The organism is Streptomyces sp. NPDC048182 (assembly GCF_043202555.1).
In the GTDB taxonomy this organism is placed as follows: domain Bacteria; phylum Actinomycetota; class Actinomycetes; order Streptomycetales; family Streptomycetaceae; genus Streptomyces.
The window spans coordinates 17,254-40,347 of sequence record NZ_JBIDAQ010000006.1 but is presented as its reverse complement, the minus strand read 5'-3'; the positions used below and the strand labels follow the sequence as shown (position 1 = coordinate 40,347).

19 protein-coding genes are annotated in these 23,094 nt (G+C 73.5%); 6 read left to right on the top strand and 13 right to left on the bottom strand.

The window, feature by feature from the left end:
• The first annotated feature begins 73 nt into the window (after positions 1-73).
• Entirely contained in the window at positions 74-1,204 is a 1,131-nt protein-coding gene (locus tag ACGFZL_RS13545; protein ID WP_393691299.1) for a dipeptidase, read from the top strand.
• A gap of 25 nt (positions 1,205-1,229) precedes the next feature.
• On the opposite strand, the gene ACGFZL_RS13540 is transcribed toward ACGFZL_RS13545, so the two are convergent.
• Positions 1,230-1,619 (bottom strand): VOC family protein, encoded by a 390-nt coding sequence (locus ACGFZL_RS13540; RefSeq protein WP_393691297.1) that lies wholly within the window; start codon positions 1,617-1,619, stop codon positions 1,230-1,232.
• A 194-nt stretch (positions 1,620-1,813) separates the two neighbouring features.
• Positions 1,814-3,157 (bottom strand): UDP-glucose dehydrogenase family protein, encoded by a 1,344-nt coding sequence (locus ACGFZL_RS13535; protein WP_393691295.1) that lies wholly within the window; start codon positions 3,155-3,157, stop codon positions 1,814-1,816.
• A 163-nt stretch (positions 3,158-3,320) separates the two neighbouring features.
• Between ACGFZL_RS13535 and ACGFZL_RS13530 the strand changes: the two genes are divergently transcribed.
• Positions 3,321-4,481 carry an acyl-CoA dehydrogenase gene (locus ACGFZL_RS13530; RefSeq protein WP_355175944.1) on the top strand — a complete coding sequence of 387 codons (1,161 nt, stop codon included), beginning with the start codon at positions 3,321-3,323 and terminating at the stop codon, positions 4,479-4,481.
• Between the two features lie 198 nt (positions 4,482-4,679).
• Here the strand turns inward: ACGFZL_RS13530 and ACGFZL_RS13525 are convergent, their stop codons facing one another.
• The gene (locus ACGFZL_RS13525; protein ID WP_355175946.1) at positions 4,680-5,711 is read right to left on the bottom strand and encodes a glycosyltransferase family 2 protein; all 1,032 of its coding nucleotides are present in this window, start codon (positions 5,709-5,711) and stop codon (positions 4,680-4,682) included.
• A 120-nt stretch (positions 5,712-5,831) separates the two neighbouring features.
• Between ACGFZL_RS13525 and ACGFZL_RS13520 the strand changes: the two genes are divergently transcribed.
• Positions 5,832-7,301, top strand: coding sequence for an LCP family protein (locus ACGFZL_RS13520; protein ID WP_393691292.1), 1,470 nt, complete (start codon positions 5,832-5,834; stop codon positions 7,299-7,301).
• A 3-nt stretch (positions 7,302-7,304) separates the two neighbouring features.
• Here the strand turns inward: ACGFZL_RS13520 and ACGFZL_RS13515 are convergent, their stop codons facing one another.
• Positions 7,305-8,594, bottom strand: coding sequence for an LCP family protein (locus ACGFZL_RS13515; protein ID WP_355175947.1), 1,290 nt, complete (start codon positions 8,592-8,594; stop codon positions 7,305-7,307).
• A 121-nt stretch (positions 8,595-8,715) separates the two neighbouring features.
• Here ACGFZL_RS13515 and ACGFZL_RS13510 point away from each other — a divergent pair, with 121 nt between their 5' ends.
• The gene (locus ACGFZL_RS13510) at positions 8,716-9,282 is read left to right on the top strand and encodes an acyl-CoA thioesterase (RefSeq protein ID WP_393691289.1); all 567 of its coding nucleotides are present in this window, start codon (positions 8,716-8,718) and stop codon (positions 9,280-9,282) included.
• A 69-nt stretch (positions 9,283-9,351) separates the two neighbouring features.
• Here the strand turns inward: ACGFZL_RS13510 and ACGFZL_RS13505 are convergent, their stop codons facing one another.
• The 5 genes from ACGFZL_RS13505 to ACGFZL_RS13485 all read right to left on the bottom strand — a co-directional run bounded on the left by ACGFZL_RS13505 (position 9,352) and on the right by ACGFZL_RS13485 (position 16,754).
• Positions 9,352-10,821 carry an LCP family protein gene (locus ACGFZL_RS13505; protein ID WP_393691287.1) on the bottom strand — a complete coding sequence of 490 codons (1,470 nt, stop codon included), beginning with the start codon at positions 10,819-10,821 and terminating at the stop codon, positions 9,352-9,354.
• On the bottom strand, positions 10,815-12,461 hold the full coding sequence (locus ACGFZL_RS13500) for an LCP family protein (RefSeq protein WP_393691285.1): 1,647 nt from the start codon (positions 12,459-12,461) through the stop codon (positions 10,815-10,817). The genes ACGFZL_RS13505 and ACGFZL_RS13500 overlap by 7 nt, the downstream gene beginning before the upstream one ends.
• A 262-nt stretch (positions 12,462-12,723) precedes the next feature.
• Complete coding sequence (locus tag ACGFZL_RS13495) at positions 12,724-14,439, bottom strand: LCP family protein (protein WP_393691283.1); 1,716 nt, start codon at positions 14,437-14,439, stop codon at positions 12,724-12,726.
• A gap of 254 nt (positions 14,440-14,693) precedes the next feature.
• The gene (locus tag ACGFZL_RS13490) at positions 14,694-15,881 is read right to left on the bottom strand and encodes an LCP family protein (protein WP_393691281.1); all 1,188 of its coding nucleotides are present in this window, start codon (positions 15,879-15,881) and stop codon (positions 14,694-14,696) included.
• Positions 15,882-15,992: 111 nt separating this feature from the next.
• Entirely contained in the window at positions 15,993-16,754 is a 762-nt protein-coding gene (locus ACGFZL_RS13485; protein WP_393691279.1) for a TIGR03089 family protein, read from the bottom strand.
• A 139-nt stretch (positions 16,755-16,893) separates the two neighbouring features.
• Between ACGFZL_RS13485 and ACGFZL_RS13480 the strand changes: the two genes are divergently transcribed.
• Complete coding sequence (locus ACGFZL_RS13480) at positions 16,894-18,096, top strand: peptidoglycan recognition protein (protein ID WP_393691277.1); 1,203 nt, start codon at positions 16,894-16,896, stop codon at positions 18,094-18,096.
• Positions 18,097-18,315: 219 nt separating this feature from the next.
• Here the strand turns inward: ACGFZL_RS13480 and ACGFZL_RS13475 are convergent, their stop codons facing one another.
• The 4 genes from ACGFZL_RS13475 to ACGFZL_RS13460 form a co-directional block, all read right to left on the bottom strand.
• Positions 18,316-19,329, bottom strand: coding sequence for a DNA-3-methyladenine glycosylase family protein (locus tag ACGFZL_RS13475; protein WP_393691275.1), 1,014 nt, complete (start codon positions 19,327-19,329; stop codon positions 18,316-18,318).
• A 68-nt stretch (positions 19,330-19,397) separates the two neighbouring features.
• The gene (locus ACGFZL_RS13470; protein WP_393691273.1) at positions 19,398-20,714 is read right to left on the bottom strand and encodes a coenzyme F420-0:L-glutamate ligase; all 1,317 of its coding nucleotides are present in this window, start codon (positions 20,712-20,714) and stop codon (positions 19,398-19,400) included.
• Complete coding sequence (gene cofD / locus ACGFZL_RS13465) at positions 20,711-21,670, bottom strand: 2-phospho-L-lactate transferase (protein ID WP_393691271.1); 960 nt, start codon at positions 21,668-21,670, stop codon at positions 20,711-20,713. Before cofD ends, ACGFZL_RS13470 begins: the two co-directional genes overlap by 4 nt.
• Before the next feature lie 34 nt (positions 21,671-21,704).
• Positions 21,705-22,229 (bottom strand): cysteine dioxygenase, encoded by a 525-nt coding sequence (locus tag ACGFZL_RS13460; protein ID WP_393691269.1) that lies wholly within the window; start codon positions 22,227-22,229, stop codon positions 21,705-21,707.
• Between the two features lie 562 nt (positions 22,230-22,791).
• On the opposite strand from ACGFZL_RS13460, the gene ACGFZL_RS13455 reads away from it, so the two are divergent.
• Complete coding sequence (locus ACGFZL_RS13455; protein WP_030377564.1) at positions 22,792-23,055, top strand: WhiB family transcriptional regulator; 264 nt, start codon at positions 22,792-22,794, stop codon at positions 23,053-23,055.
• Positions 23,056-23,094 lie beyond the last annotated feature (39 nt).

The following is a 23,094-nucleotide window of genomic DNA, read 5'->3' as shown; positions in this document are numbered from 1 at the left end:
GCCACCCACCAGGAAGGACGTACCGCGTCGTGCGACGGTGGCCGTAACGCACGACGACCTCACGGAGCCCGTCATGGCCGATCTCCAGGACGACCTGCACCCCAGCACCGAGGCCGGCGCGCTGGAGGACCTGCCCGAGCCGCTGCCGGGCGGGGCCCCGCCGGCGGAACCGTACGCCCCGGTCTCCGACCCCGACGACGAGCCGCTGACCCGCGCCCTCGCCGTCCTGGCGGCGCACCCGGTGGCCGACGGCTACAACGGGCTGCCGTGGGCCCTGCGGGGCCTGCCCTGGTACGACCTCGAACTCGGCGAGAGCGCCGTGGACACCGACGTGCCCCGGCTGCGGGAGGGCCACGTCGGCGCGGTGTTCTGGTCGCTGCACGTGCCCGGCGCGGTCGCCGGGGACCGTGCCGTCGGTGCCTGTCTGGAGCAGCTGGACCTGGTCAAGGCGGTGGTCGGCGCCTACCCCGAGGGCCTGCGCCTCGCCCGCGACGCCGGGGAGGCCATCGACGCCCGGCACTGCGGGCGTGTCGCGGTGCTGCCCGGACCGGCCGGCGCCGCCGCGCTCGGCGACAGCCTCGGCGTGCTGCGCTCGCTGCACGCCCTCGGGCTGCGGGTGCTCACGCTGGCCGGCACGAGCTGGGCGGGGGAGGCGGGTCTCACCCGGTTCGGCGAGGAGGTGGTCCGGGAGCTGAACCGGCTCGGTGTGCTCGCCGACCTCTCCGGCGCCTCCGCGGGGACCGCGCGCCGCTTCTTCGCCGTCTCCAAGGCGCCCGCGCTGTGCACCCGCTCCGCCGCTGGGGCCCTGCGCCCGCACCCCGACAACCTCCCCGACGACCTGCTGGTCGAGCTGGGCGCGGCCGGCGGCCTGTGCATGGTGCCGCTCACCGCCGAGCAGACCGGACCGACCGTGCGGGATGTCGCCGACCACCTCGACCACGTCCGCTCTGTGGTCGGCCCGGGCGCCGTCGGCCTGTCCGGCACCTTCGACGCCGGCACCGCGCACCCGCTGGAGCTGGGCGACACCTCCTGCTACCCCCGGCTCGTCGCCGAGCTGCTGCGGCGCGGCTGGGAGGAGTCCGACGTGGCCCTGCTGACCTGGGGCAACGTGCAGCGCGTGCTGCGCGGCGCGGCCTTCGCCGCCCAGGTGGCCCGGCAGCGCCGCGCACCCTCGACGGCGACCATCGCCGACCTGGACGGCTGAGACCGCCCAGGCCCTCCCCGTACGGCTAGCTGTCGATCCGGCAGAGGCAGAAGGGGTGGCCGGCGAGGTCGGCGTAGACCACGAAGTCCTTCTTCTCCTTGTCCTCCTCGTCCAGCACCCGGGCGCCGAGCGCGAGCACCTTCTCGTGCGCCGCGTCCATCTCCGCCCAGGTCGCGCCGGCGTCGAAGTCGAGGTGGAACTGCTGGGCGTTGCGGTCCGAGCGGGGCCACTCCGGCGGGGTCAGGCCGGGCGCCCGCTGGAAGGCGACGCGCGGCCCGCCCGGCACCTGGAGCACCACCCAGTCGGCGTCCGCCTCCTGCGGGGCGCCGCCGCCGATCGCCGCGTAGAAGCGGGCCAGTTCGAGGGGCTCGGGGCAGTCGACGACGACGGAACGGAACTGTGCCACGGGGGCCATGTGCGGGTCCTCCTCGAATCGATGGGATCGATGGGATCGATGGGATCGGCGGGATCGGCCGGATCGGCGGAGGTACGGGTGCCCGGCCCGGTCCGGACAAACGCCCGCTCTCCCGCTGGGGCAGAATGCGGGCGGGCGTCGGCCCGGCCGACTGAGCCGCGGCCGGGCCGGCGTTCCGTGGCGTCCGGGGCAGGTCAGGCCGTCGGGCGGCCCATCGCGCGGAACGTCCAGTCGGCCTTGCGCCACAGCTCCGGGTCCAGGGCGTTGCGGCCGTCCAGGATCACCCGGCTCGTCGCCACCTCGCCCAGCGCCGCCGGGTCCAGGTCGCGGAACTCGCGCCACTCCGTCAGGTGCAGGACGACATCGGCGCCCCGCACCGCCTCCAGGGCGGAGTCCGCGTAGCCGAGGGTGGGGAAGAGGCGGCGCGCGTTGTCCATGCCCTTGGGGTCGTAGACGGTGACCTGGGCGCCCTGGAGGTGGATCTGCCCGGCCACGTTCAGGGCGGGGGAGTCGCGCACGTCGTCGGAGTCGGGCTTGAAGGTGGCGCCGAGCACCGCGACCCGCTTGCCCAGGAAGGGCCCGCCGCCCAGCGCCTGCCGGGTCAGCTCGACCATCTGGCCGCGCTGGCGCATGTTGATGGAGTCGATCTCGCGCAGGAAGGTCAGCGCCTGGTCGGCGCCCAGCTCGCCGGCGCGCGCCATGAACGCCCGGATGTCCTTGGGCAGGCAGCCGCCGCCGAAGCCGATGCCGGCCCGCAGGAACTTCCGGCCGATCCGGTCGTCGTAGCCGATGGCCTCCGCCAGCTTCGCCACGTCGCCGCCGGCCGCCTCGCACACCTCGGCCATCGCGTTGATGAAGGAGATCTTGGTGGCCAGGAAGGAGTTGGCGGCCGTCTTCACCAGCTCGGCGGTCGGGAAGTCGGTGACGACGAAGGGCGAGCCCTCGCCGACCGGCGTCGCGTACACCTCGCGCAGCCGCTCCTCCGCCCGCTCGCTGCGCACGCCGACCACGATCCGGTCCGGGTGCAGGGTGTCCTCGACCGCGAAGCCCTCGCGCAGGAACTCCGGGTTCCAGGCCAGCTCGGCCTCCTCCGCGGCCGGCGCGTGCGCCGCGAGGTAGGCGGCGAGGCGGTCGGCGGAGCCCACCGGCACGGTCGACTTGCCGACGACCAGCGCGGGGCGGGTCAGGTGCGGGGCGAGCGAGGCCAGGGCGGACTCGACGTAGCTCATGTCACAGGCGTACTCGCCGTGCTTCTGCGGGGTGTTCACGCAGAGGAAGTGCACGTCCCCGAAGGCGGCGACCTCGGCGAAGTCGGTGGTGAAGCGCAGCCGGCCGCTGGAGCCCTCGATGCCGGCGACGTGCCGGCGCAGCAGCTCCTCCAGGCCCGGCTCGTACATCGGGACCTCGCCGCGCTGGAGCATGGCGATCTTCTCGGGCACCACGTCGAGGCCGAGCACCTCGAAGCCCAGTTCCGCCATCGCCGCCGCGTGGGTGGCGCCGAGGTATCCGGTGCCGATCACGGTGATCTTCAGGGCCATGCGTGCTCCAGAGGTGTACGGCGGGCGTGCCGCGCCCGAGCATAACCGGGGTGCCGCGGCCCGCCACGTCCGGCGCTGTCGCCCAGCTCACCTACCCAGGGGCGCTGCGGAGTCCTAGAATTTGGGTTACTTAACAGTAGTTAGCGTGGGAGCGTGAGAGACCTTGGCCGGATCGGCTGACTTCGACCTGTACCGCCCGTCCGAGGAGCACGGCATGCTCCGCGACGCCGTCCGCTCGCTGGCCGAGGCGAAGATCGCGCCGTTCGCCGCCGCGGTGGACGAGGAGGCCCGCTTCCCGCAGGAGGCCCTCGACGCGCTGACCGCGAACGACCTGCACGCGGTGCACGTCCCCGAGGAGTACGGGGGCTCGGGCGCCGACGCCCTCGCCACGGTCATCGTCATCGAGGAGGTGGCCCGCGCCTGCGCCAGCTCCTCCCTGATCCCGGCGGTGAACAAGCTGGGCTCGCTGCCGGTGATCCTCTCCGGCTCCGAGGAGCTGAAGAAGAAGTACCTGGGCCCGCTCGCCAAGGGCGACGGCATGTTCTCGTACTGCCTCTCCGAGCCGGACGCCGGCTCGGACGCGGCCGGCATGAAGACCAAGGCCGTGCGCGACGGCGACTTCTGGGTGCTCAACGGCGTCAAGCGCTGGATCACCAACGCGGGCGTCTCGGAGTACTACACGGTGATGGCCGTCACCGACCCCGAGAAGCGCTCCAAGGGCATCTCCGCCTTCGTCGTCGAGAAGTCCGACCCGGGCGTCTCCTTCGGCGCCCCGGAGAAGAAGCTCGGCATCAAGGGCTCCCCGACCCGCGAGGTCTACCTCGACAACGTCCGCATCCCCGCGGACCGCATGATCGGCGCCGAGGGCACCGGCTTCGCCACCGCGATGAAGACCCTCGACCACACCCGCATCACCATCGCCGCCCAGGCGCTCGGCATCGCCCAGGGCGCCCTCGACTACGCCAAGGGCTACGTCAAGGAGCGCAAGCAGTTCGGCAAGCCGATCGCCGACTTCCAGGGCATCCAGTTCATGCTCGCCGACATGGCCATGAAGATCGAGGCCGCCCGCCAGCTCACGTACGCCGCCGCCGCGAAGTCCGAGCGCGGCGACAGCGACCTGACCTTCCAGGGCGCCGCCGCCAAGTGCTTCGCCTCCGACGTCGCCATGGAGGTCACCACGGACGCGGTCCAGCTCCTCGGCGGCTACGGCTACACGCGGGACTACCCGGTGGAGCGGATGATGCGGGACGCGAAGATCACGCAGATCTACGAGGGCACGAACCAGGTCCAGCGCATCGTGATGGCCAGGAACCTTCCCCAGTAGGGTCCGTGTCGCCGGAGTCCGTCCAGCAGCCGGCGGCCGCCGAGTCCCACGTGGACCTGGCGGCCGGCGACTGGCGCGGCAGATGGGCATGTACGGGCCGGAGGTCGCGATGCCGGACACCGCACCCACCCTGGACCGCGTCCTCGGCCTGACCGGCCGCGATCCCGCCTGGGCGTAGCCCCCCCAGCAGCCCCGGCCTCAGCCCTCCGCCGGCACGACCGCCGGGCGGCGCGAGGCGATGACCCGGCGGGCCAGGGACCGGGGACTGGTCAGGAAGCCCCACCCCCAGGACATGTGCATGGTGGCGAGGGCCACCGGAATCTGGAGGCGGGCCTTCGGCGGCAGGCCCTTGCCGGCGGGCAGGGAGCCGGCCGCTATGGCCGCGAGGTAGCCGGCGGGGACCACGAAGCCCCACGGCGTGAGCACCGCGCCCACCACGACGCCGGCCGCGAGAGCGCACACCGCGGTCGGCGGGGCGAGGTAGCGGAGGTTGATGGAGCCGGCGTGGTAGCGGGCGACGACGTGCCGCCAACGGCCGTAGTTCCGGTACTGCTTGGCCAGGGCGCGCACCGAGGGGCGGGGCCGGTAGGAGACCTTCAGCTCGGGCGAGAACCAGATCAGGCCGCCGGCCTCGCGGATGCGGAAGTTCAGCTCCCAGTCCTGGGCGCGGATGAACTCCTCGTTGTAGCCGCCCTGCCGCTCCAGCGCCTCGCGGCGGAAGACGCCGAGGTAGACCGTCTCGGCCGGGGCGGCCTGCCCGCCGGTGTGGAAGGCGGCGTTGCCCACGCCGATCTTCGACGTCATCGCGGCGGCGACGGCCTGCTCCCAGGCGTTCTCGCCCTCGGCGTGCATGATCCCGCCCACGTTCTGCGCGCCGGTCTCCGCCAGGAGCCGCACAGCGGTGGCGATGTAGTTCGGCGAGAGCATGCCGTGGCCGTCGACGCGGACGACGACGGGGTGGCGGGAGGCCTTGATCGCGGCGTTCAGCGCGGCGGGCGTGCGCCCCGTGGGGTTCGGCACGGTGTGCACGCGCGGGTCCTCGCGGACCAGCTCGGCGGCGATCTCGTCCGTGCGGTCCGTGGAAGGACCGAGGGCGATCACGACCTCCATCTCGCCGGCGTACTCCTGGGCGAGGATGGCGCGGACGGCGCCGCGCAGATGCCGCTCCTCGTCGAGGACGGGCATGATCACGGAAACGGCGGGAGCCCGCACGTCGGACTTGGCGTTCATCGGTGCTCACGTTACCGCGAACGGGGGACACCGGTGCGCGCCGCCGGGGCGGCCGGCCGGGCTGGAGATCATATCGGCCTACGGTGCCAAGGGCCTGCCCACGCCCCCGCGGAGGTCACCGTGCCCAGCCAGCCCCGCTCCCCCCGCCCGCGCACCGGGCGGCGCCCCGCCGCCGCGCCGCCGGCCGTGCGGCGCCGCCGGCCGCGCTGGGGCCTGCGGGCGGTGACTGCGCTGTCGGTGACGGTGCTCGCCGCCGCCGGGATCGGGCACGCGGTGCTGTCCGGGCTCGACGCCGACATCACCCGCGTCGACGCCTTCAAGGACATGAAGAACCGCCCCCGGGCCGGCGACGGCATGAACGTCCTGCTGGTCGGCACGGACGGCCGCGACCGCATCACCCCCGAGGAGAAGCGCCGCTTCCGGCTCGGCGGCGCCCCCTGCCACTGCACGGACACGATCATGCTGGTGCACCTCTCGGAGGACCGGGAGCGGGCCAGCGTGGTCAGCCTGCCCCGCGACTCGTACGCGATGACGCCGGCGCACACCGACCAGACCACCGGCGAGCAGCACCACGGGCACCCGATCAAGCTCAACGCGGCGTACGCCGAGGGCGGCCCGCAGCTGACCATCCGCACGGTGGAGAGCATGACCCGGGTGAAGATCGACCACTACCTGGAGGTCGACTTCACCAGCTTCATGAAGACCGTCGACGTCCTCGGCGGCGTCGAGGTCTGCACCGCCCAGCCCCTGAAGGACAGCTACACCGGCCTCGACCTGCCCCCCGGCACCCACAGGCTGGGCGGCGGCCAGGCCCTGCAGTACGTGCGCGCCCGCCACCTCGACGGGGCCTCCGACCTCAGCCGGATGAAGCGCCAGCAGCGCTTCCTGGCCGCCCTCATCGACCGGGCGACCTCCTCCGGGCTGCTGCTGAACCCGTTGAAGTTCCGGGACGTCACGCAGGCCGTGCTCGGCTCGGTGCGGGCCGACGAGGGGTTCGGGACGGACGAGCTGCTGAGCCTGGGGCGGGCGATGCGTAGCTTCTCGCCGTCGTCCTCGGAGTTCACCACGGTGCCGATCGGGCAGATGGGCTTCGCCGTCAAGGGCGTCGGCTCGACCCTGAAGTGGGACCCGGTCGCCTCGAAGCGGATCTTCGACGCGCTGCGCGAGGACAAGCCGCTGGCCGCGCACCGGCCGCCGCCCGCCGCGCCGAAGGTCCAGGTGCCGGTGGACCCGAAGCAGATCCGTGTCCAGGTGCAGAACGGCACCCTCACCTCCGGGCTCGGCCGCCGCGTGGACGACCAGCTCGCCGCGACCGGCTTCCGCACCACGAAGGCGCCGCTCAACGCCAAGGACCGCGAGGTCGTGCGGACCGTCGTCCTCTACGACCCCCGCTGGGACCGCTCCGCCCAGTCGCTGGCCGCCGCCCTGCCGGGCAGCGAGCTGCGGCCGGCCAAGGGCCAGGGCCCGCTCCTGAAGGTGATCGCGGGCGCCGACTTCAAGGCCGTACGCGGGGTGCGGGCCGCCGAGCCGCCGCAGGAGCCGGGCGCGGTGGTGCGGGGCGACGAGGTGGTGTGCGGGAAGCAGGCGTAGGTCTCAGTTGCCCGAGACGGTGACCTTGTCGTCGTTCTTGAGCTGCTGCACCAGTTCCTTGACCTTCGCGTCGTCCCACTTCAGGTTCCCGCCGACGCTGCCCGCGATGGGCATGTTCATCGAGGTGCCGTCGCCGCCGCTGACGCTCTTCATCGCCCAGAACATGCTCGCCAGGTCGAAGAGGCCCATGTCCTTGTCGACGACGAGGGAGTCCAGGCCCGCGCCCATGGTCGGGTAGAGCTTGAATGGGTTGAGCACCGTGGACGGCGTCGCCACCTGGCTCGCCAGGGCGGACAGGAACTTCTGCTGGTTCTTCGTGCGGTCCAGGTCGGAGCCGGCCAGCGCGTAGCGGGTGCGGACGAAGGCGAGGGCCTCCTCGCCGTTCAGGGTGTGCTTGCCCTTGGTGAGGTTCGCGCCGGACTTCTTGTCCTTGATGTCCTGCGGTATGTCCATCTCGACGCCGCCGACCGCGTCCACGATGTTGGCGAAGCCGGCGAAGCCGATCTCCACGTAGTGGTCGATGCGCAGGCCGGTGTTGGCCTCCACCGTGCGCACGAGCAGCTCGGGGCCGTCCTCGGCGTAGGCGGCGTTCAGCTTGGTGTGCCGGCCGGTGCCCGGGTACTTCTTCCCGGACTCGGAGCCGACGAAGGAGGGGATCTCCACGTCGGAGTCGCGGGGCAGCGAGACCAGCGTCGACCCGTTGTCCCCGGTGTGCAGGATCATCATCGAGTCGGTGCGCTTGCCCTCGGCGGAGCCGGTGTGCAGGTCCTTCTTCTGGTCGGCGGTCATGCCCTCGCGGCTGTCCGAGCCGACGATCAGGTAGTTCGTGCCCTCGCCGGCGTCGGGGCGGTCGATGACCTTGGAGAGGTCGACGTCGCGGTGGAGCTTGGAGTCGGCCCAGAAGTAGGTGGCGACGGAGGTGACGACCAGCACGGTCACCAGCGTGATCGCCGTCCACTTGATCCGCCGGCCCCAGTTCGGCGCGGGGCGCGGGCCGCGGGTGCCGGTCGGACCGGGGCCGCCGGGGTCGCCGGGGCCCGCGGGGCGGCCGTAGACCTGGCCGGTGTTGTACCCGCTGTCGTACCCGTCGTGGCCCTGGCCGTCGACGTACGAGGGCTGCTGCGGCACCCCGGCGCCGTACGGGGGCGCGTCGGGCGCCGGTCCGGGGGAGCCGCCCGGCCCGCGGCGCACCTGCCGCATCACCCGGGCGCCCTCCGGCTGCGCGCCGGCGCTGCCCTGTCCGTACCGTCTGCCGCGGTCGTCGCCGGATCGTCCCTGGGGCCAGTCACTCATGCGGACCAGTGTGCAGGCAGCCCACAGGTCTCCGACAAGGGCCGTCGGGGAATAGGGGCGCCGCTGTTGCGAAGCTGACACACAGCGGGTGCGCGCCACGGCCCCGCATAAGGTGGAGGCCATGACAGACCAGGCAGACCACGCCTCCCCCGCCGGACCGGCCGCCACGGAGATCCCGGGCAAGCCGACCTCGGCCTCCCGCACCACCCTGAGCCACATCATGACCCACAGCGACACCAACCTCCTGGGCACGGTGCACGGCGGCGTGATCATGAAGCTGGTCGACGACGCGGCCGGCGCCGTCGCCGGGCGGCACTCCGGCGGCCCCGCCGTCACCGCGTCGATGGACGAGATGGCCTTCCTCGAACCGGTACGCGTCGGCGACCTCGTCCACGTCAAGGCGCAGGTCAACTGGACCGGCCGGACCTCCATGGAGGTCGGCGTGCGGGTGCTGGCCGAGCGCTGGAACGAGTCGGCCCCGGCCACCCAGGTCGGCTCGGCCTACCTGGTCTTCGCGGCGGTGGACGCCGACGGCAAGCCGCGCACGGTCCCGCCGGTGCTCCCCGAGACCGAGCGCGACCGGCGCCGCTACCAGGAGGCCCAGATCCGCCGCACCCACCGCCTGGCCCGCCGCCGCGCGATCATGGAACTGCGGCAGCAGCGGGCGGCGGAGGGCATCGAGGACTGACGGGTCGGGGCCGGCCTTCGGGGCCGGGTCGGCAGACCGCGCGCCCGGTCACCGCACAGGCGGCCTTCCTCACCAGGTGAACCCCGGGCTCACGTGCATGCAGGCGCTCGTGTCCGCCCCGTTGAGGGACTCCGCGGTCGCGGGCGCCTTCTCGTCCCGCGCCGGGTCCGGCTCGTGCCAGTCCGGGCCCAGCTCCAGGGTGACCCCCGACACCTCCGTCGAGCGCCGCACCGCGTCCGCCGGGAGGCCCAGCGCGGTCGCCACCCGGCGGGCGCCGGCCTCCAGCTCGGCGCTCGGGTAGCGGACGACCGTACGGGCGCCGCCCGGGGGCGCCGACGGGTCGGTGACCGCCTGGGTGAAGCCCTTGGCCACCAGCAGCCGCGCGGCCCGGCCTGCCCGGTCGCCGCCGCGCACCTGGACGGCGATCCGGGCGTCGGCGGGGTTCGGGGAGGGGGTGGGGGCGCGCCCTGTGCCCTTGCCGTCCAGCGGGACGTCCTCGCGGATCATCCGGAACAGCCGCTCGGCGTCCTCGGTGGGCTCGACGCGGGCGCCCACCAGCCGGTTGGGCATCGTCGTCATGGTGATGCGCTCGGGCTCCACCTCGCGCAGCTCGCCGCTCAGGTCGTACAGCTTCTTGACGGTGTCCAGGCCGGGGTCGACGGTGAGCGCGCGGGTGGCCTCCTCGGCGAGCCTGCGCAGCCGGTTGGGGCTGCTCAGGGTGGCGTTCTCGCGCAGCGTGCGCACCAGCGAGTTCAGGTACATGTGCTGGGCCTTCTCGCGGGCGAGGTCGCTGCCGTCCTCGAAGCCGTAGCGGGTGCGCAGCCACTGCAGGGCCTGCTCGCCCTGGACCGGGTGCGTGCCCTTGGCCAGCTTCAGCCCCGAGCCGTGGCCCTGGCTGTCCTTGGAGTGGATGTTGGCGTCCACGCAGACCGGGACCCCGCCGACGCTGTCCGCCATCGCCACCACGCCCGCGAAGTCGACCATGACGAAGTGGTCGACGCGGATGCCGGTGAGCTTCTGCCAGGTGGCCACCGTGCAGCCGGGGCCGCCGCGGCCGAGGCTCTCGTTGGTCATCGTCCGCCCCCGGCTCGCCGGGTAGACCTTCCCGTCCTCCGGGTCGGTGCACTTCGGGATCTCCAGCAGGGTGTCGCGCGGCATGCTGACGACCGACATGTTGCTGCGGTCGGCGGAGAGGTGCACCAGCATCTGCACGTCGGCCAGCGGGGGCGAGCCGAAGGTCTCGCGGGCGCCGCCGAGCTTCTGGTTCTCCTTGGAGTCCCGCGCGTCGGAGCCGATGACCAGGATGTTCAGCGGGGTCTGCCCGGCCTGGTTCGGCGTCGGCGCGGGGGCCTTGCGGTCGCCCAGGTCGAGGGCGGCCTGGTGGATGTTGTCGTTGAGGTGCTGGTAGTAGAGGAACCCGGCGCCGGCCCCGCCGGCCAGGAGCGCCGCCAGCCCGAGCGCGGTCCAGCGCAGGACGCGCCGCCCCCGGCCCGTGCCGCCCTCGGGCCGCCCGTCCGCGTCCACGCCTGCGGCTACCACTGGTACGGCTTGTAGACGTCCATGCACTTGCCGGTCTCGGAGCCGTTGAGCGAGTCGCTGTTCTCGGGCAGGTCGCCGGCCGCCGGTGTCCGCTCCTTCGGGAAGGACGTCCCCGAGCGCCAGTCCGAGCCGACGACGAGCGTGATGCCGGAGACGTCCGCCGACTTCCGCACCGACGACGCCGGGATGCCCAGCGCGTCCGCGACCCGGCGGGCGTCGCCGGCCAGGTCGTCGCTCGGGTACCGCACCGCGGTGGTCTCCTGGGAGACGGCGGGCGAGGTGTCCTTGGCCGCCTGGGTGAAGCCCTTGGCGTTCAGCGCCCCGGCCACGGTGGCCGCCCGTCCGCTGACCGGGCCGAGGGCGGTGGAGCGGGTGCCGTTGCGCACCAGCACGTCGATGTCGCCGTCGGCGGCGGGGGAGTCCCCGGGCGCCGGGGCGGAGCCGGCCTCCGCGGTGCCGGTGCCCGCGGCCGGCTTCTTGGCGGGCGAGCCCTTCTTGTCGAAGGACACGTCGTCGCGGAGCATCGCCCACATCTTCTCGGCGTCGGCGCCGGCCGGCACGAGGTGGTTGGCGTTCTGGGGGTCCTGGTCGGTGGGCATCGTGGCCATGGTGATGCGGTCCGCGGGCACCGTCTTGAGCTGCTTGCCGAGGTCGTAGAGCTTCTTGACCGTGCCGATCTCCTCGGAGACGGTCAGGGACTTGGTGGCGGCCTCCGCCAGGTCCATCAGCCGGGGCGCGTCGGTGAAGGCGTTCTGCTGCTGGAGGGTGCGCAGCATCGAGTTCAGGTACATGTGCTGGGCCCGGGCCCGCATCGGGTCGCTGCCCCAGGCGTGCCGGGTGCGCAGCCACTGCAGGGCCTGCTCGCCCTGCACCTTGTGGGTGCCCTTGGTCATCTTCAGGCCCGAGCCGCCGTGCACCGCGGCCGTCGAGCGGTCCCACACGTTCTGGTTGACGCACACCTCGACGCCGCCGACGGCGTCGGCCATCCGCACCACGCCCGCGAAGTCGATGGTCATCCAGTGGTCGATGTACACCCCGGTGAGGTTCTCCCAGGTGGCCAGGGTGCAGCCGGCGCCGCCGCGGCCCAGCGTGACGTTGATGATGTCGTTCGTCGCCGGGTACGTCTTCCCGCTGTCCGGGTCCTTGCAGGCGGGGATGTCGACGCGGGTGTCGCGCGGGATGCTCACCATGGCGGCGCTCTTGCGGTCGGCGGAGAGGTGGATGAGCATCTGCACGTCGGCGAGCGGCGCGTTGCCGCGCTCGTTCTTGCCGCCGCCCAGCTTCACGTTCTCGTCCGAGGCCCGGCTGTCGGAGCCGATCAGCAGGATGTTCATTGGCGTCTGTCCGGCCGCGTTGGGCTCGGAGGGCGCCGCCTTGGAGTCGCCGGCGGTGCGCGCGCCCTTCTCGATGTTGCCGTTCAGATGCTCGTAGTAGAGGTATCCGGCGCCGGCGACGACGAGTATCAGCACGGCCACCGTCGACGCCGACCAGCGCAGCACCCGGTGCCGGCGGGGTGCCCGGCGCCGGGCGCGCCCGCCGCCCCGGTGGCCGCCCCCGCGGGGGGCACCGGCCGTGCCGTCCCTGGCGGAGCGGCCGGCGCCCCGCCGGGTGCCCTCCCCGCGCACATCGCTCTGCGTCACTCGCCTCTCCCACCCTCGGACTGCCCCGGACGGACCGGCCGGGCCTGCGATCCGGGGCGTGTCCGCACGCCCCGGGGCCGGCGAACGGATCCGTCCTCGCACCCGTTCGCACTGTTGGACGCACCAGGGGCCGCGTTGGCTGTACGCGCGGTCCGGCGGATTGCGCCCGTTCTCGTTCGCGTTCGACCGGCCGTACGCGCGACGGCCCCGGTCCGCACTGTCAGACGCGGATCGGGGCCGTCAGGTCACAGCCGGGGGCGTTTCACTTGGCGCACTCCACCTTGTCGGCCGTCGACTTCTGCACGTCATCGGGCAGCTTGGCGGAGGCGGCGTCCAGCTTGACCCCGGCGCCCTTGAAGTCCTTGCCGAGGGTGAGGGTCATGGTGGGCAGGCCCTGGGAGTTGGTGACGCTCTCGCCGGGCTTCATGGCGGCGCCGGACAGGCCGAGGATCTCGGCGAGGCGACGGGCCTGCGCGGCCTGGTCGGGGGCGTACTCCAGGGTGGTCCTGGCCACCTCCGCGGGCGCGTCGCCGGCGTTCTCCGACTTGGTGACGCCCGCGTCGTTCTGGAGGTAGAGCAGCTCGCGCGAGGCGCTGCCGTCGGCGGCGCCGCCGTTGAGGATCCGCACCCGCACCTCGCCCGGCTCGGACTGCGTGCCCTTCAGGCGCGCGGCGACGGCCGCGGCCTCCTTCTTCTTCTGCTGCTTGACCTCGGTGAAGGACACGTCGTTGGAGATCATGTCGAAGACCTGGGCGGCCTGGGCCTCCTTGAGCACGACCGTGGCCTTGACCTTCTCGGCCGGGTTGTCCTGCACCGGCACGGTGGTGAAGGTGAGGTTCTTGGTGTCGAGCTTGCCCAGCTCCAGACCGAGGTCCTTCAGCTTGCCGATGCTGTCCAGCTGGGAGTCGACGGTCAGCGCCTTGGTGCCCGCCTCGGCCAGCTTCACCATCTTGGTGGGGCTGGTGAGGGTGTCGTTGGACTTGAGCTTGCGCATCAGGGCGCTGAGGAACTGCTGCTGGAGCTCGATCCGGCTCAGGTCGCCGCCGAAGCCCACCGAGTGCCGGGTGCGCACGAAGGCGAGCGCGTCCTCGCCCTGGATGGTGTGCTTGCCCGCCGGCAGCTTCAGATGCGAGTCCTTGTCGTCGATGTCCTTGGCCAGGCAGACCTCGACCCCGTTCACCGCCGTGGTCAGCGTCTTGACCGCGTTGAAGTCGGCCACCATGAAGTTGTCGGGCTTGATGCCGGTCAGCTCGGTGACGGTGCGCATGGTGCAGCTGGGGGTGCGGCCCGACTGGCCGAGGCTGGTGTTGAAGCGGACGCCGGTGGAGCCGGGAATGGTCTTCATCGACCCGTCCGCCTGCTCGGTGGGGCAGTCGGGGACGTCGACGATGAGGTCGCGGGGGATGCTCAACGCGGTGGCGTTGGAGCGGTCCTTGGAGACGTGCAGCAGGATCGTGGTGTCGGCGTGCCCGGCGCTGTTCTTGTCGCCGTAGCCCTCGTTGCCCGAACCGGTGCGCTTGTCGGTGCCCATCAGCAGGATGTTGATGGCCTTGTCCTTGCTGAAGCCACCGGTGCTCGCGCCGTCGTCCGAGACGGAGGTGATGTTGTCGTTCAGGTGCTGGATGTAGAGGTATCCGCCGACGCCCGCGGCGAGCACGACGAACGCCATCGTGCCGCCGGTCCACAGCAGGACCTTCTTGGTCTTCGACTTCTTCGCCGGGCGCCGCCGGCCGCGCCGCCCGGGCGGTTCCTCGGGCGCCGCGCGCCTGCGCCGCTGCGGCGGGACCTCACGGTCCGGTGCGGGGGCCCGGGCGGGGGCCTGCGCGTCGGGCGCGGCCCGGCGGCCGCGGGGCGGCGGGACGGGCGACTGCGGAGGGGAAGGGGTCAGTCGCAGTTCGTATTCGCCGGTCTCCGGGTTGAGTACCCACTGGTCTGCGGGGTCGATGTGCTCCGCCCGCCCACGGCCTTGCGCGTCCACGGTCTTCCAGATCCTCCGTCGGGGCCACGCCGGCGCCTTCCCCTCCAGGCGCGCGATGTCGGTCACTCAGTGTTCGTCCCACGGAAGGAACACGCCGTGGCCGGACACACCGGATCGCTCACATTAACCGCTTGACTCGGTGCGGTGTGACGCGAGTGACGCACACCACGAGTCCCACAACCGGGCATTACGCCCAATCCCGCACGGTGAGCGTCCGTCACGCCGTCCACTGTTGCACGTACTTGAGCGCCGCTTTACCCGCAGACGTCCTGCGCCGCCGTGTTGCCGCTGAACGTCGGCGCCGGCGGGCGCGGTGTCCCGGACGGGTGGGCGGCGGACACCGACACCGGCGCGTCGGTCCGCAGCCGGGCGAACAGCCGCTCCGCGTCGGGCTGCACGAGACGGTCGCGGTTGGGGTTCCCGGGGTACGCCTCGCGGGGGACGGTCAGGAACCGCACCTGCTCGGTGGGGATGTCGCGCAGGCCGCGCACCAGGTTGTACAGGGAGCGCAGGCTGGCCAGGCCGGGGTCGGTGGTGAGGGAGGAGGTGGCCGCGTCCAGGACCGGGTAGAGCTTCACCGGGTTGAGCAGGACGCCGTTGCCGCTCACCTTGCCGACCAGCGCCCCGAGGAAGCGCTGCTGGCGCTCCATCCGGTCGGTGTCGCTGCCGTCGCCGAGCGACTTGCGGGCGCGGACGTAGCCGAGGGCCTGTTCGCCGTCGAGGGTCACCCGGCCCGCGGGCAGTCTGAGCTTCGCCGCCTTGTCGTCCACCGGCTCGCGCAGGCACACCCGGACGCCGTCGACCGCGTCGACCATCTCCTTGAAGCCCGCGAAGTCGACGACCGCGTAATGGTCCACCCGGACGCCGGTCAGCTTCTCCACCGTGCGCACGGTGCACGCCGAACCGCCCACCTCGAAGGCGTGGTTGAACATCGCGAGCCCCGGGGTGGTGCGCGAACCGTCGGGGCGCCGGCAGCCGGGCACGGCCACCATCAGGTCGCGGGGCAGCGAGACGGCGGTGGCGCTGTCCCGGCCGGCGGCGAGGTGCAGGAGGATCGTGGTGTCCGAGCGCTCGGTGCCGGAGTCCCGCCCGTAGCGGGCGTTGCCCTCGCCGGCCCGCGAGTCCGAGCCGATCAGCAGCACGTTCTGCGCGCCGTGCACCAGGGCGGTGGGGCGCTCCTTGTCGTAGCGGGCCAGCTCGGCGGCGGCCGCCTCGTCGGCGGTGATGTTGCCCTCCAGCTTGGCGTAGACCGCCCACCCGGCCGCCGCCGCGCCGGCCAGCACCACGACCCCCGCGACCCCGGCGAGCCGCAGCCGCCGCCGGCGCCGCCGCTTCGGCCCGCTCCCGACCGCCGACGCCCCGACGGGACCGGGGGGACCGGGGGGACCGGAGGGGGAGTCCGTCCCTTCGCCGTCTGCGGGGGAGCCCGTCCCGTCGCCCACGTCTCCCTCCGCCCGTCGCACGGCCATTCCTACGACCATGCACCGCCGGCCTCCCGGGGGCGGACCGGTGCTGGGCCGAACGGGTCGGGGCGCGGGTTCGGCGGGCGGGGCTCACCGCGCGGTGACCGACACCCGCTCCGCCTCGATCCGCTGGTCCAGGGCGTCCGGCGCGACCTGCTCCAGGTGCCGGCACAGCACCACCGAGCCGCCGGTCGCCAGCGGCCCGTACAGCCCGGCGTGCAGCCCCTCCCAGGTGTCGTACGGCAGCCCCGACAGGATCCGCGTGCCGGGCCCGGTGAGCCCGCGGGCCGGGGCCTCCGCCCTGGCCCGCTCCACCACCTCGGCGCCGGTGAACTCCCGCCCCGCCACGACCAGCGCCGGCTCGTCCGGGTCCACCGGCGCGTACGGCACGAACCGGTCGCCCTGCCCCGGCACCTCCACCGCGTAGTCGGCGAAGCCCTCGGGGACCTGCGGGAAACGCCCGCCCAGTGGCCGCAGCGCCAGGGCGATCCGGGCCCCGGAACACGCCCGCGCGGCGGCGAGTGACGCCTCGTCGGGGCCGCTCACCGCCACGTCGGCGCCCGCCGCGTCGCCCGCCACCTCGGCGACCGCGCCCACCGAGGCGCAGGCCAGCAGCCACACCGCGGTCTGCCAGTGCGCGGGCAGCAGCAGCGCGACCCGGTCGCCGGGTTCGACGGACAGCTCGTCCTGGAGGAGGTTGGCGGTCTTGGCCACCCAATTGGCGAAGGTGGCGACGGAGAGTTCGACGCGTTCACCGGTGGCGTCGTCGTAGAAGGTCACCAGGGGGCGTCCCGGGTCCGCGGCGAGCGCGGAACTCAGCAGGTCGGCGGGGGTGCGGTCGGTCGCGTTCACCCGGGCAAGCGTACGCGGGCGCACCGGCGGCCGGCGGGCGGACGGCCGAGCGCCGGGCCACCGGTTCGGGGGAAGCTTCCCCACACACCGTCAGTTCTCCGCAGGACAGCGCCGTCCGCCCATGTCCAGGATCAGGGGCATGCGTGGATTCCTTGCTTCCTCGATCGGTGTCACCAGCGCGGCCGTCCTCGTCCTGCCGCTCGCCGCACCCGGGCCGGCGGCAGCGACCCCCGCGGCGGCGCCGCCCGCCTCCGGCAGCACCCAGTCGCTGCCGCTGGCCCCCCTCGCCCGCGACCGTGCCACGGCCGCGCCGGGCACCGCCCCCGACCAGGGCGTGACGCCCCGGACCGTGCGGCCCTTCTCGCTGGTCGGCGTCGTCTGGGACGACCCGCGCACCGAGCTGCGCGGCGGCGTGCAGGTCCGCACCCGCGCCACCGGCACCGGCGCCTGGTCCGGCTGGCAGGACCTGGAGACGCACAACGCCGACCATGCGGCCGACCCCGGCAGCGCCGAGGGCGCCTCGGGCCGGGTGCGCGGCGCGACCGCCCCGCTGTGGGTGGGCGCCTCGGACGGCGTCGAGGTCCGCGTCCGCCCCGAGCCGGCCGACCCCGCCGCCCGCGCCGCGGCGCCGCCGCTCCCGGCGGGCCTGCGCCTGGACCTCGTCGACCCCGGTGACGAGACCGCGCGGGCCGTCCCGGAGGCGGAGGTCCTGCCGGGCCAGGAGCGGGCCAAGCCGTACGTGGGCCCCCGCCCGAGCATCGTCACGCGGCGCGGCTGGGGCGCGGACGAGGGGCTGCGGGAGAAGGGCTTCGTCTACACGAAGAAGGTCAAGGCGGCCTTCGTCCACCACACCGCCACCGGCAACGGCTACACCTGCGCGCAGTCCGCGTCGGTCATCCGCGGCATCTACCGCTACCACGTCAAGAGCATGGGCTGGCGGGACATCGGCTACAACTTCCTCGTCGACAAGTGCGGCAAGGTCTACGAGGGCCGGGCCGGCGGCGTGACCAAGCCCGTCCTGGGCGCGCACACCCTCGGCTTCAACTCCGACAGCATGGGCGTCGCGGTGCTCGGCACGTTCTCCTCGAAGAAGCCGTCGGCGGCGGCCGTCCGGGCCGTCGCCCGTCTCACCGCCTGGAAGGTCGGGCTCTACGGCATGAACCCGCGCGGCAAGACGTACCTGACGTCGGCGGGCGGCGGCCTCTACCGCAAGGGCACGAAGGTCCACTTGAACGTCATCTCCGGCCACCGCGACGGCTTCGCCACGTCCTGCCCCGGCAAGCGGCTGTACGCCAAACTGGCCACGGCCCGCACGAAGGCGGCGAAGTACCAGGGGCGGTGAGCTCGGGGCCGTCTGTCGGGTGCGGGTGCGTCGTGGCCGGCCGCGCACCCGCACCCCTGGGCCGGCATAGCTGCGGGCAGTCGTGCCGCTGGGGCGGCACGGGTGGGCGCAGCGGCACCCCGCCGCGCCGGGCTGCGCCAACGCCCCCCCCAGCAGCCACGCCCTGCACCAGCCAACGCCCCGCACCAGCCACGCCCCGCACCAGCCGACGCCAACGCCCTACAGCCGCTCAATCCCCCGCGGAGCGAACCGCGGGGCCCGCCGCCCCGGCACCCGCCCGCTCAGCAACACCAACCGCGCCGCCCGATGCCGCTGCCCGGCATACGGCTCCAGCAGCCGCAACATCCCCGCATCGTCGGCGAACCGGTCCCCACCCAACGCGAACCCCACGATCCCCGGCAGATGCAGATCCCCCACGGTCACCTCGTCCGGCGCCCCATGACTGCGCTGCACGACCTCCGCCGAGGTCCACGGCCCCACCCCCGGCACCACTTCCAGCCGAGCCCGCGCGGCGACCGGCGCCATGGACACCGCCTCCTCCAGCCGCGCGGCAACCCGCACGGCCCGCAGGATCGTGGCGGCCCGCTTGTCGTCCACCCCGGCCAGATGCCACTCCCAGGACGGGATCAGCGCCCACGTCCGCGCCGACGGCATCACACACATCCCCCCGGGCGCGGGCCCGGGCGCCGCCTCCCCGAACTTCCGGACCAGCACCCGCCACGCCCGGTACGCCTCCAGCGTCGTGACCTTCTGCTCCAGCACGGACGGGATCAACGACTCCAGCACCAGACCGGTCCGCCCCAGCCGCAGCCCCGGCCGCCGATGCGCCGTCACGGCGAGCAGCCGGTGCCGCGGCACGAAGGCCGACGGGTCGTCGTCGGCCCCCAGCAGCGAGGGCAGCCGGTCCAGCAGCCACTCCGCCCCAGGACCCCACGCCTCGCCGAGCACCTCACCGCCCCGCGCGCACACCCGCAGCGTCCCCGGCCCGGCCGGCGTACGAGCGGTCCGCCACACCGACCCGTCGGGCGTGGTCCGGAACGTCGGATCCCCCGGCCCGCGCCGCAGCACCCCGAGCACGAGCCCCAGCTCCACCGGCCCGTCCGGCACGTACACCCGCGTACGCGCCGGCCCGCCGGCCTGCCGCGGTATGGCCGGCGCGGCCACCCGCGAGGGCACGGCGTCCCCGCCGCGCACGGTCGTACGCGTGGGGCGCGGGGAGAAGCGTCCAGCCACGGGGGAGGTCCTTGTGCCGCAGGAGTCGGGAGGTCCCTACGAGGGTAGAGGCCGAGCCCCCGAGATCGTCACCGCACCTCGATGAACGCCCCCGCGTCCCGATCCGGACGAGCCCTCGGCTCCGCCGCCGCGTGCCCCACCGCCACCGCCCCCATGGGATCCCAGTCACCCGGCAGCCCCAGCACCTCCCGCACCACGTCCCGGCAGAACATCGTGGACGACACCCACGCCGACCCCAGCCGCTCCCCGGCCAGCGCGACGAGCAGGTTCTGCACGCCCGCGCCCGCCGCGACGACGAACATCTCCCGCTCGGCCCCGTCGCGCCGCGCGTCCCCGTAGGTGTGCGAGCCGTCCGTGACGAGGCAGGGCACGACGAGGTAGGGCGCGTGGCGCAGGACGTCCCCGCGGCGCACACGCTTGGCGATCGACTCCTCGCTCTTGCCGTCCCGCCGCAGGTCGGCGACCCACGCGTCCCGCATCGCGTCGAGCAGCCGCGTCCGCGACTCCGCCGACTCGAGCAGCACGAACCGCCACGGCGTGGTGTGGTGCGGCGCCGGCGCGGTCACCGCCGCGGCGACCGCGCGGCGTACCGCGCCGGGGTCGACCGGCTCGTCGGTGAAGGCCCGTACGGTGCGCCGCTGGGTCACCGCGAGCCGCACGGCCTCCGAGGTGCCGAGCCGGAACATGTCGTCGCGCGCGACGCGCACCATCGCCCGGGCCCCCTCGCCGTCGCCGTCGGCGAGCACCTGCGGCAGCCCGCGCAGCACGGCGACGGGCAGCCCGGCCGCCTTGCCCTTGACCAGGTCGCCCGCGGCGGCCAGCTCGTCCGCGGTGGCCACGACGGTGGCGCTCAGCGGGTTGCCGTGCGCGTCCGTGCCGCCGCGCAGGTCGTCCAGGACCCGCACCCCGGCGGCGCCGATCGCCACGTCCGTCAGGCCCGCCCGCCAGGGCCGCCCGAAGGTGTCGGTGACGACCACGCCGACGTCGACGCCCAGCGCGCCCCGCAGGCCCTCGCGCAGCGCCCGCGCCGAGGCGTCCGGGTCCTCGGGGAGCAGCAGCACCGTCCCGGCCGGGGTGTTGGAGGCGTCGACCCCGGCCGCGGCCATGACCAGGCCCTGCCGGTTCTCCACGATGCGCAGCGGCCCGCGCCGGGCCACCACCCGCACCGTCTCGGCGTCGATCGCGGCCTCCCGGTCGTCGGCCCGCACGACGCGGCCCTCCGCCTTGGACACGATCTTGGAGGTGACGAGCACCACGTCCCCGTCGGCGAGACCCGGCTCGGCGGCGGCGATCAGCTTGGCCAGGTCGTCCCCGGGCTGCACCTCGGGCAGTCCGGGCACCGCCCACACCCGGTAGCCGTCGCCGAGCGAACCACCCGTGCTCACGCCGCCCGCACCTCCTCCGCCAGCTCCAGCGCCTCGCGCGCCATCTGCGCCGTCGCGTCGAGGTTCGTCATCATCAGCGGCACGGCGCGGCACAGGATGCCGGCCGCCTTCACGCGCGTGACGGACTCCGCGTCGACCGTGTCGACCAGCCAGCCGTCGAGCAGCCCCGAGCCGTAGTGCTCGGCGACGGCCGCCGCGGTGGACTCCACGCCGACCGCGGCGAGCACCTTGTCGGCCATCCCGCGCACGGGCGCGTCCCCGACGATGGGGGAGAGGCCCACCACCGGCACCCCGGCATCCGCGATCGCCTCCCGGATGCCGGGCACGGCGAGGATGGTGCCGATCGAGACCACCGGGTTGGACGGCGGGAAGAGGATCACGTCGGCCTCGGCGATGGCCTCCAGGACGCCCGGCGCCGGCTTCGCCCGGTCGGCGCCGACCGGCACCACCGCCGTGGCGGGCACCGACGCCCGCAGCCGCACCCAGTACTCCTGGAAGTGGACCGCCTTGCCCTCGCCGTCCACCTCGATGGCGACATGGGTCTCGACCCGGTCGTCGGTCATCGGGATCAGCCGCACGCCCGGCTTCCAGCGGTCGCACAACGCCTCGGTCACCGCGCTGAGCGGGAACCCGGCGGTGATCATCTGGGTCCGCACGATGTGCGTGGCGAAGTCGCGGTCGCCGAGGCCGAACCACTCGGGTCCGACGCCGTACGCCGCCAGCTCCTCCTTGAGGTGGAAGGTCTCGTCGGCCCTGCCCCAGCCCTGCTCCTCGTTGATGCCGCCGCCGAGCGTGTACATCACCGTGTCGAGGTCCGGGCAGACCTTCAGGCCGAAGAGGTGGATGTCGTCCCCGGTGTTGCCGACGACCGTGATGTCGGCGTCCGGCGCGGCCTGCTTGAGGCCGCGCAGGAACCGGGCACCACCGATACCGCCGGCCAGAACCACAATGCGCATGCCGCCCAGTCTGGCAGGCACCTGCGACAAACCGTCAGGCGGTGGCGACGGAACCGGCGTCCGCGCCGCGCGCCGCGCCGGCCGAGCACTGCGGGGCGTGCATGGGCATCTCGGTCAGGCCGGGGAAGTACACGTGCAGGCTGACCGCCGGTTCGAGCGCGTCGTTGACGACCTCGTGCACGTACCCCGGCGCGAACACCCGCTGCGCCCCGGCCCCGGCGGCCAGCGCGCGCGTGCCGCGTGCGGTGTGCTCGGTGAGGGTGCCCTCCAGGACGGTCAGCACCCCGGCGGAGGGGCCGTGGTCATGGCGCCCGCTGCCCTGTCCGGGCAGCCAGGACAGCAGCCACACCTCGTAGCCGGGTCCGGTGCGCAGCCGGTGGTACCAGCGGGTGGTGGCGTCGTAGCGGACGAGGTGGGCCCACTGGGCGCGGTCGGCGGCGACGGCGCGGGCCAGGCCGGCGAACTCGGCGACGGTGGCCGGGTGCTCGCGGGGCGGCTGGAGCAGGTGGGGGACTTCGAGGATGTCGCCGGCGATCTGGAGGTCGCTGTCGCTGTTCATGGTGCGGTGGTCCTCAGCGGGGAGTTCTCAGCAAGGGAGGGGGCTCGGGGCCCAGAGGCTCGGGGCTCAGCTGGAACAGCGACAACAGCTACCGCGACGGCGGGCAGCACCGTGGGACCCGGCGGTGCGGGTCGAGGTGGGCGCCAAGTTCGCGAGCATGCCCACAAGGACAGCGACTCACACCTCGGCTGTCAACTCGATGCCCGGTATGTGGGACATGTTTCACCTCTTCCGGTTGATCGCATAGGTGAAAGGTTTGCTCATGTGGCATGCGGGACACATGGCGCACAGGCCGGGCACACGTGTGTGTCGGAACGGGATCGAACGGCTGGGCGTCTCCCACGGTGTGAGCTCGCTGGAATGGGCTCGTCGGGATGTCAAGGTTTATGGCGATTTGAACACTTAAAGCGCCGCCTTGGTTCCGCAGAGTGAATAAGGGGCCCAATAGCAGATCTCGGCTTGACTCGCCCGGAGCTACACACTTGTAATTTCACTCGTGTCGTCCGGCAGGCATCGACTACGGCCGGACCACGGGCACGCGGAAGACAGACGAGGGGCGCACATGACCGAGCTGGTGGAGCAACTGCTGGTCGACGACGCGGACGAGGAACTCGGCTGGCAGGAGCGCGCACTGTGCGCCCAGACCGACCCCGAGTCCTTCTTCCCCGAGAAGGGCGGCTCTACCAGAGAAGCCAAAAAGGTCTGCCTCGCCTGCGAGGTCCGCTCCGAATGCCTCGAGTACGCCCTCGCCAACGACGAGCGCTTCGGCATCTGGGGCGGCCTGTCCGAGCGCGAGCGCCGCCGCCTGAAGAAGGCCGCCGTCTGATCCGACGGACCCGGCGGGACACGACAAGAACGGCCCCTC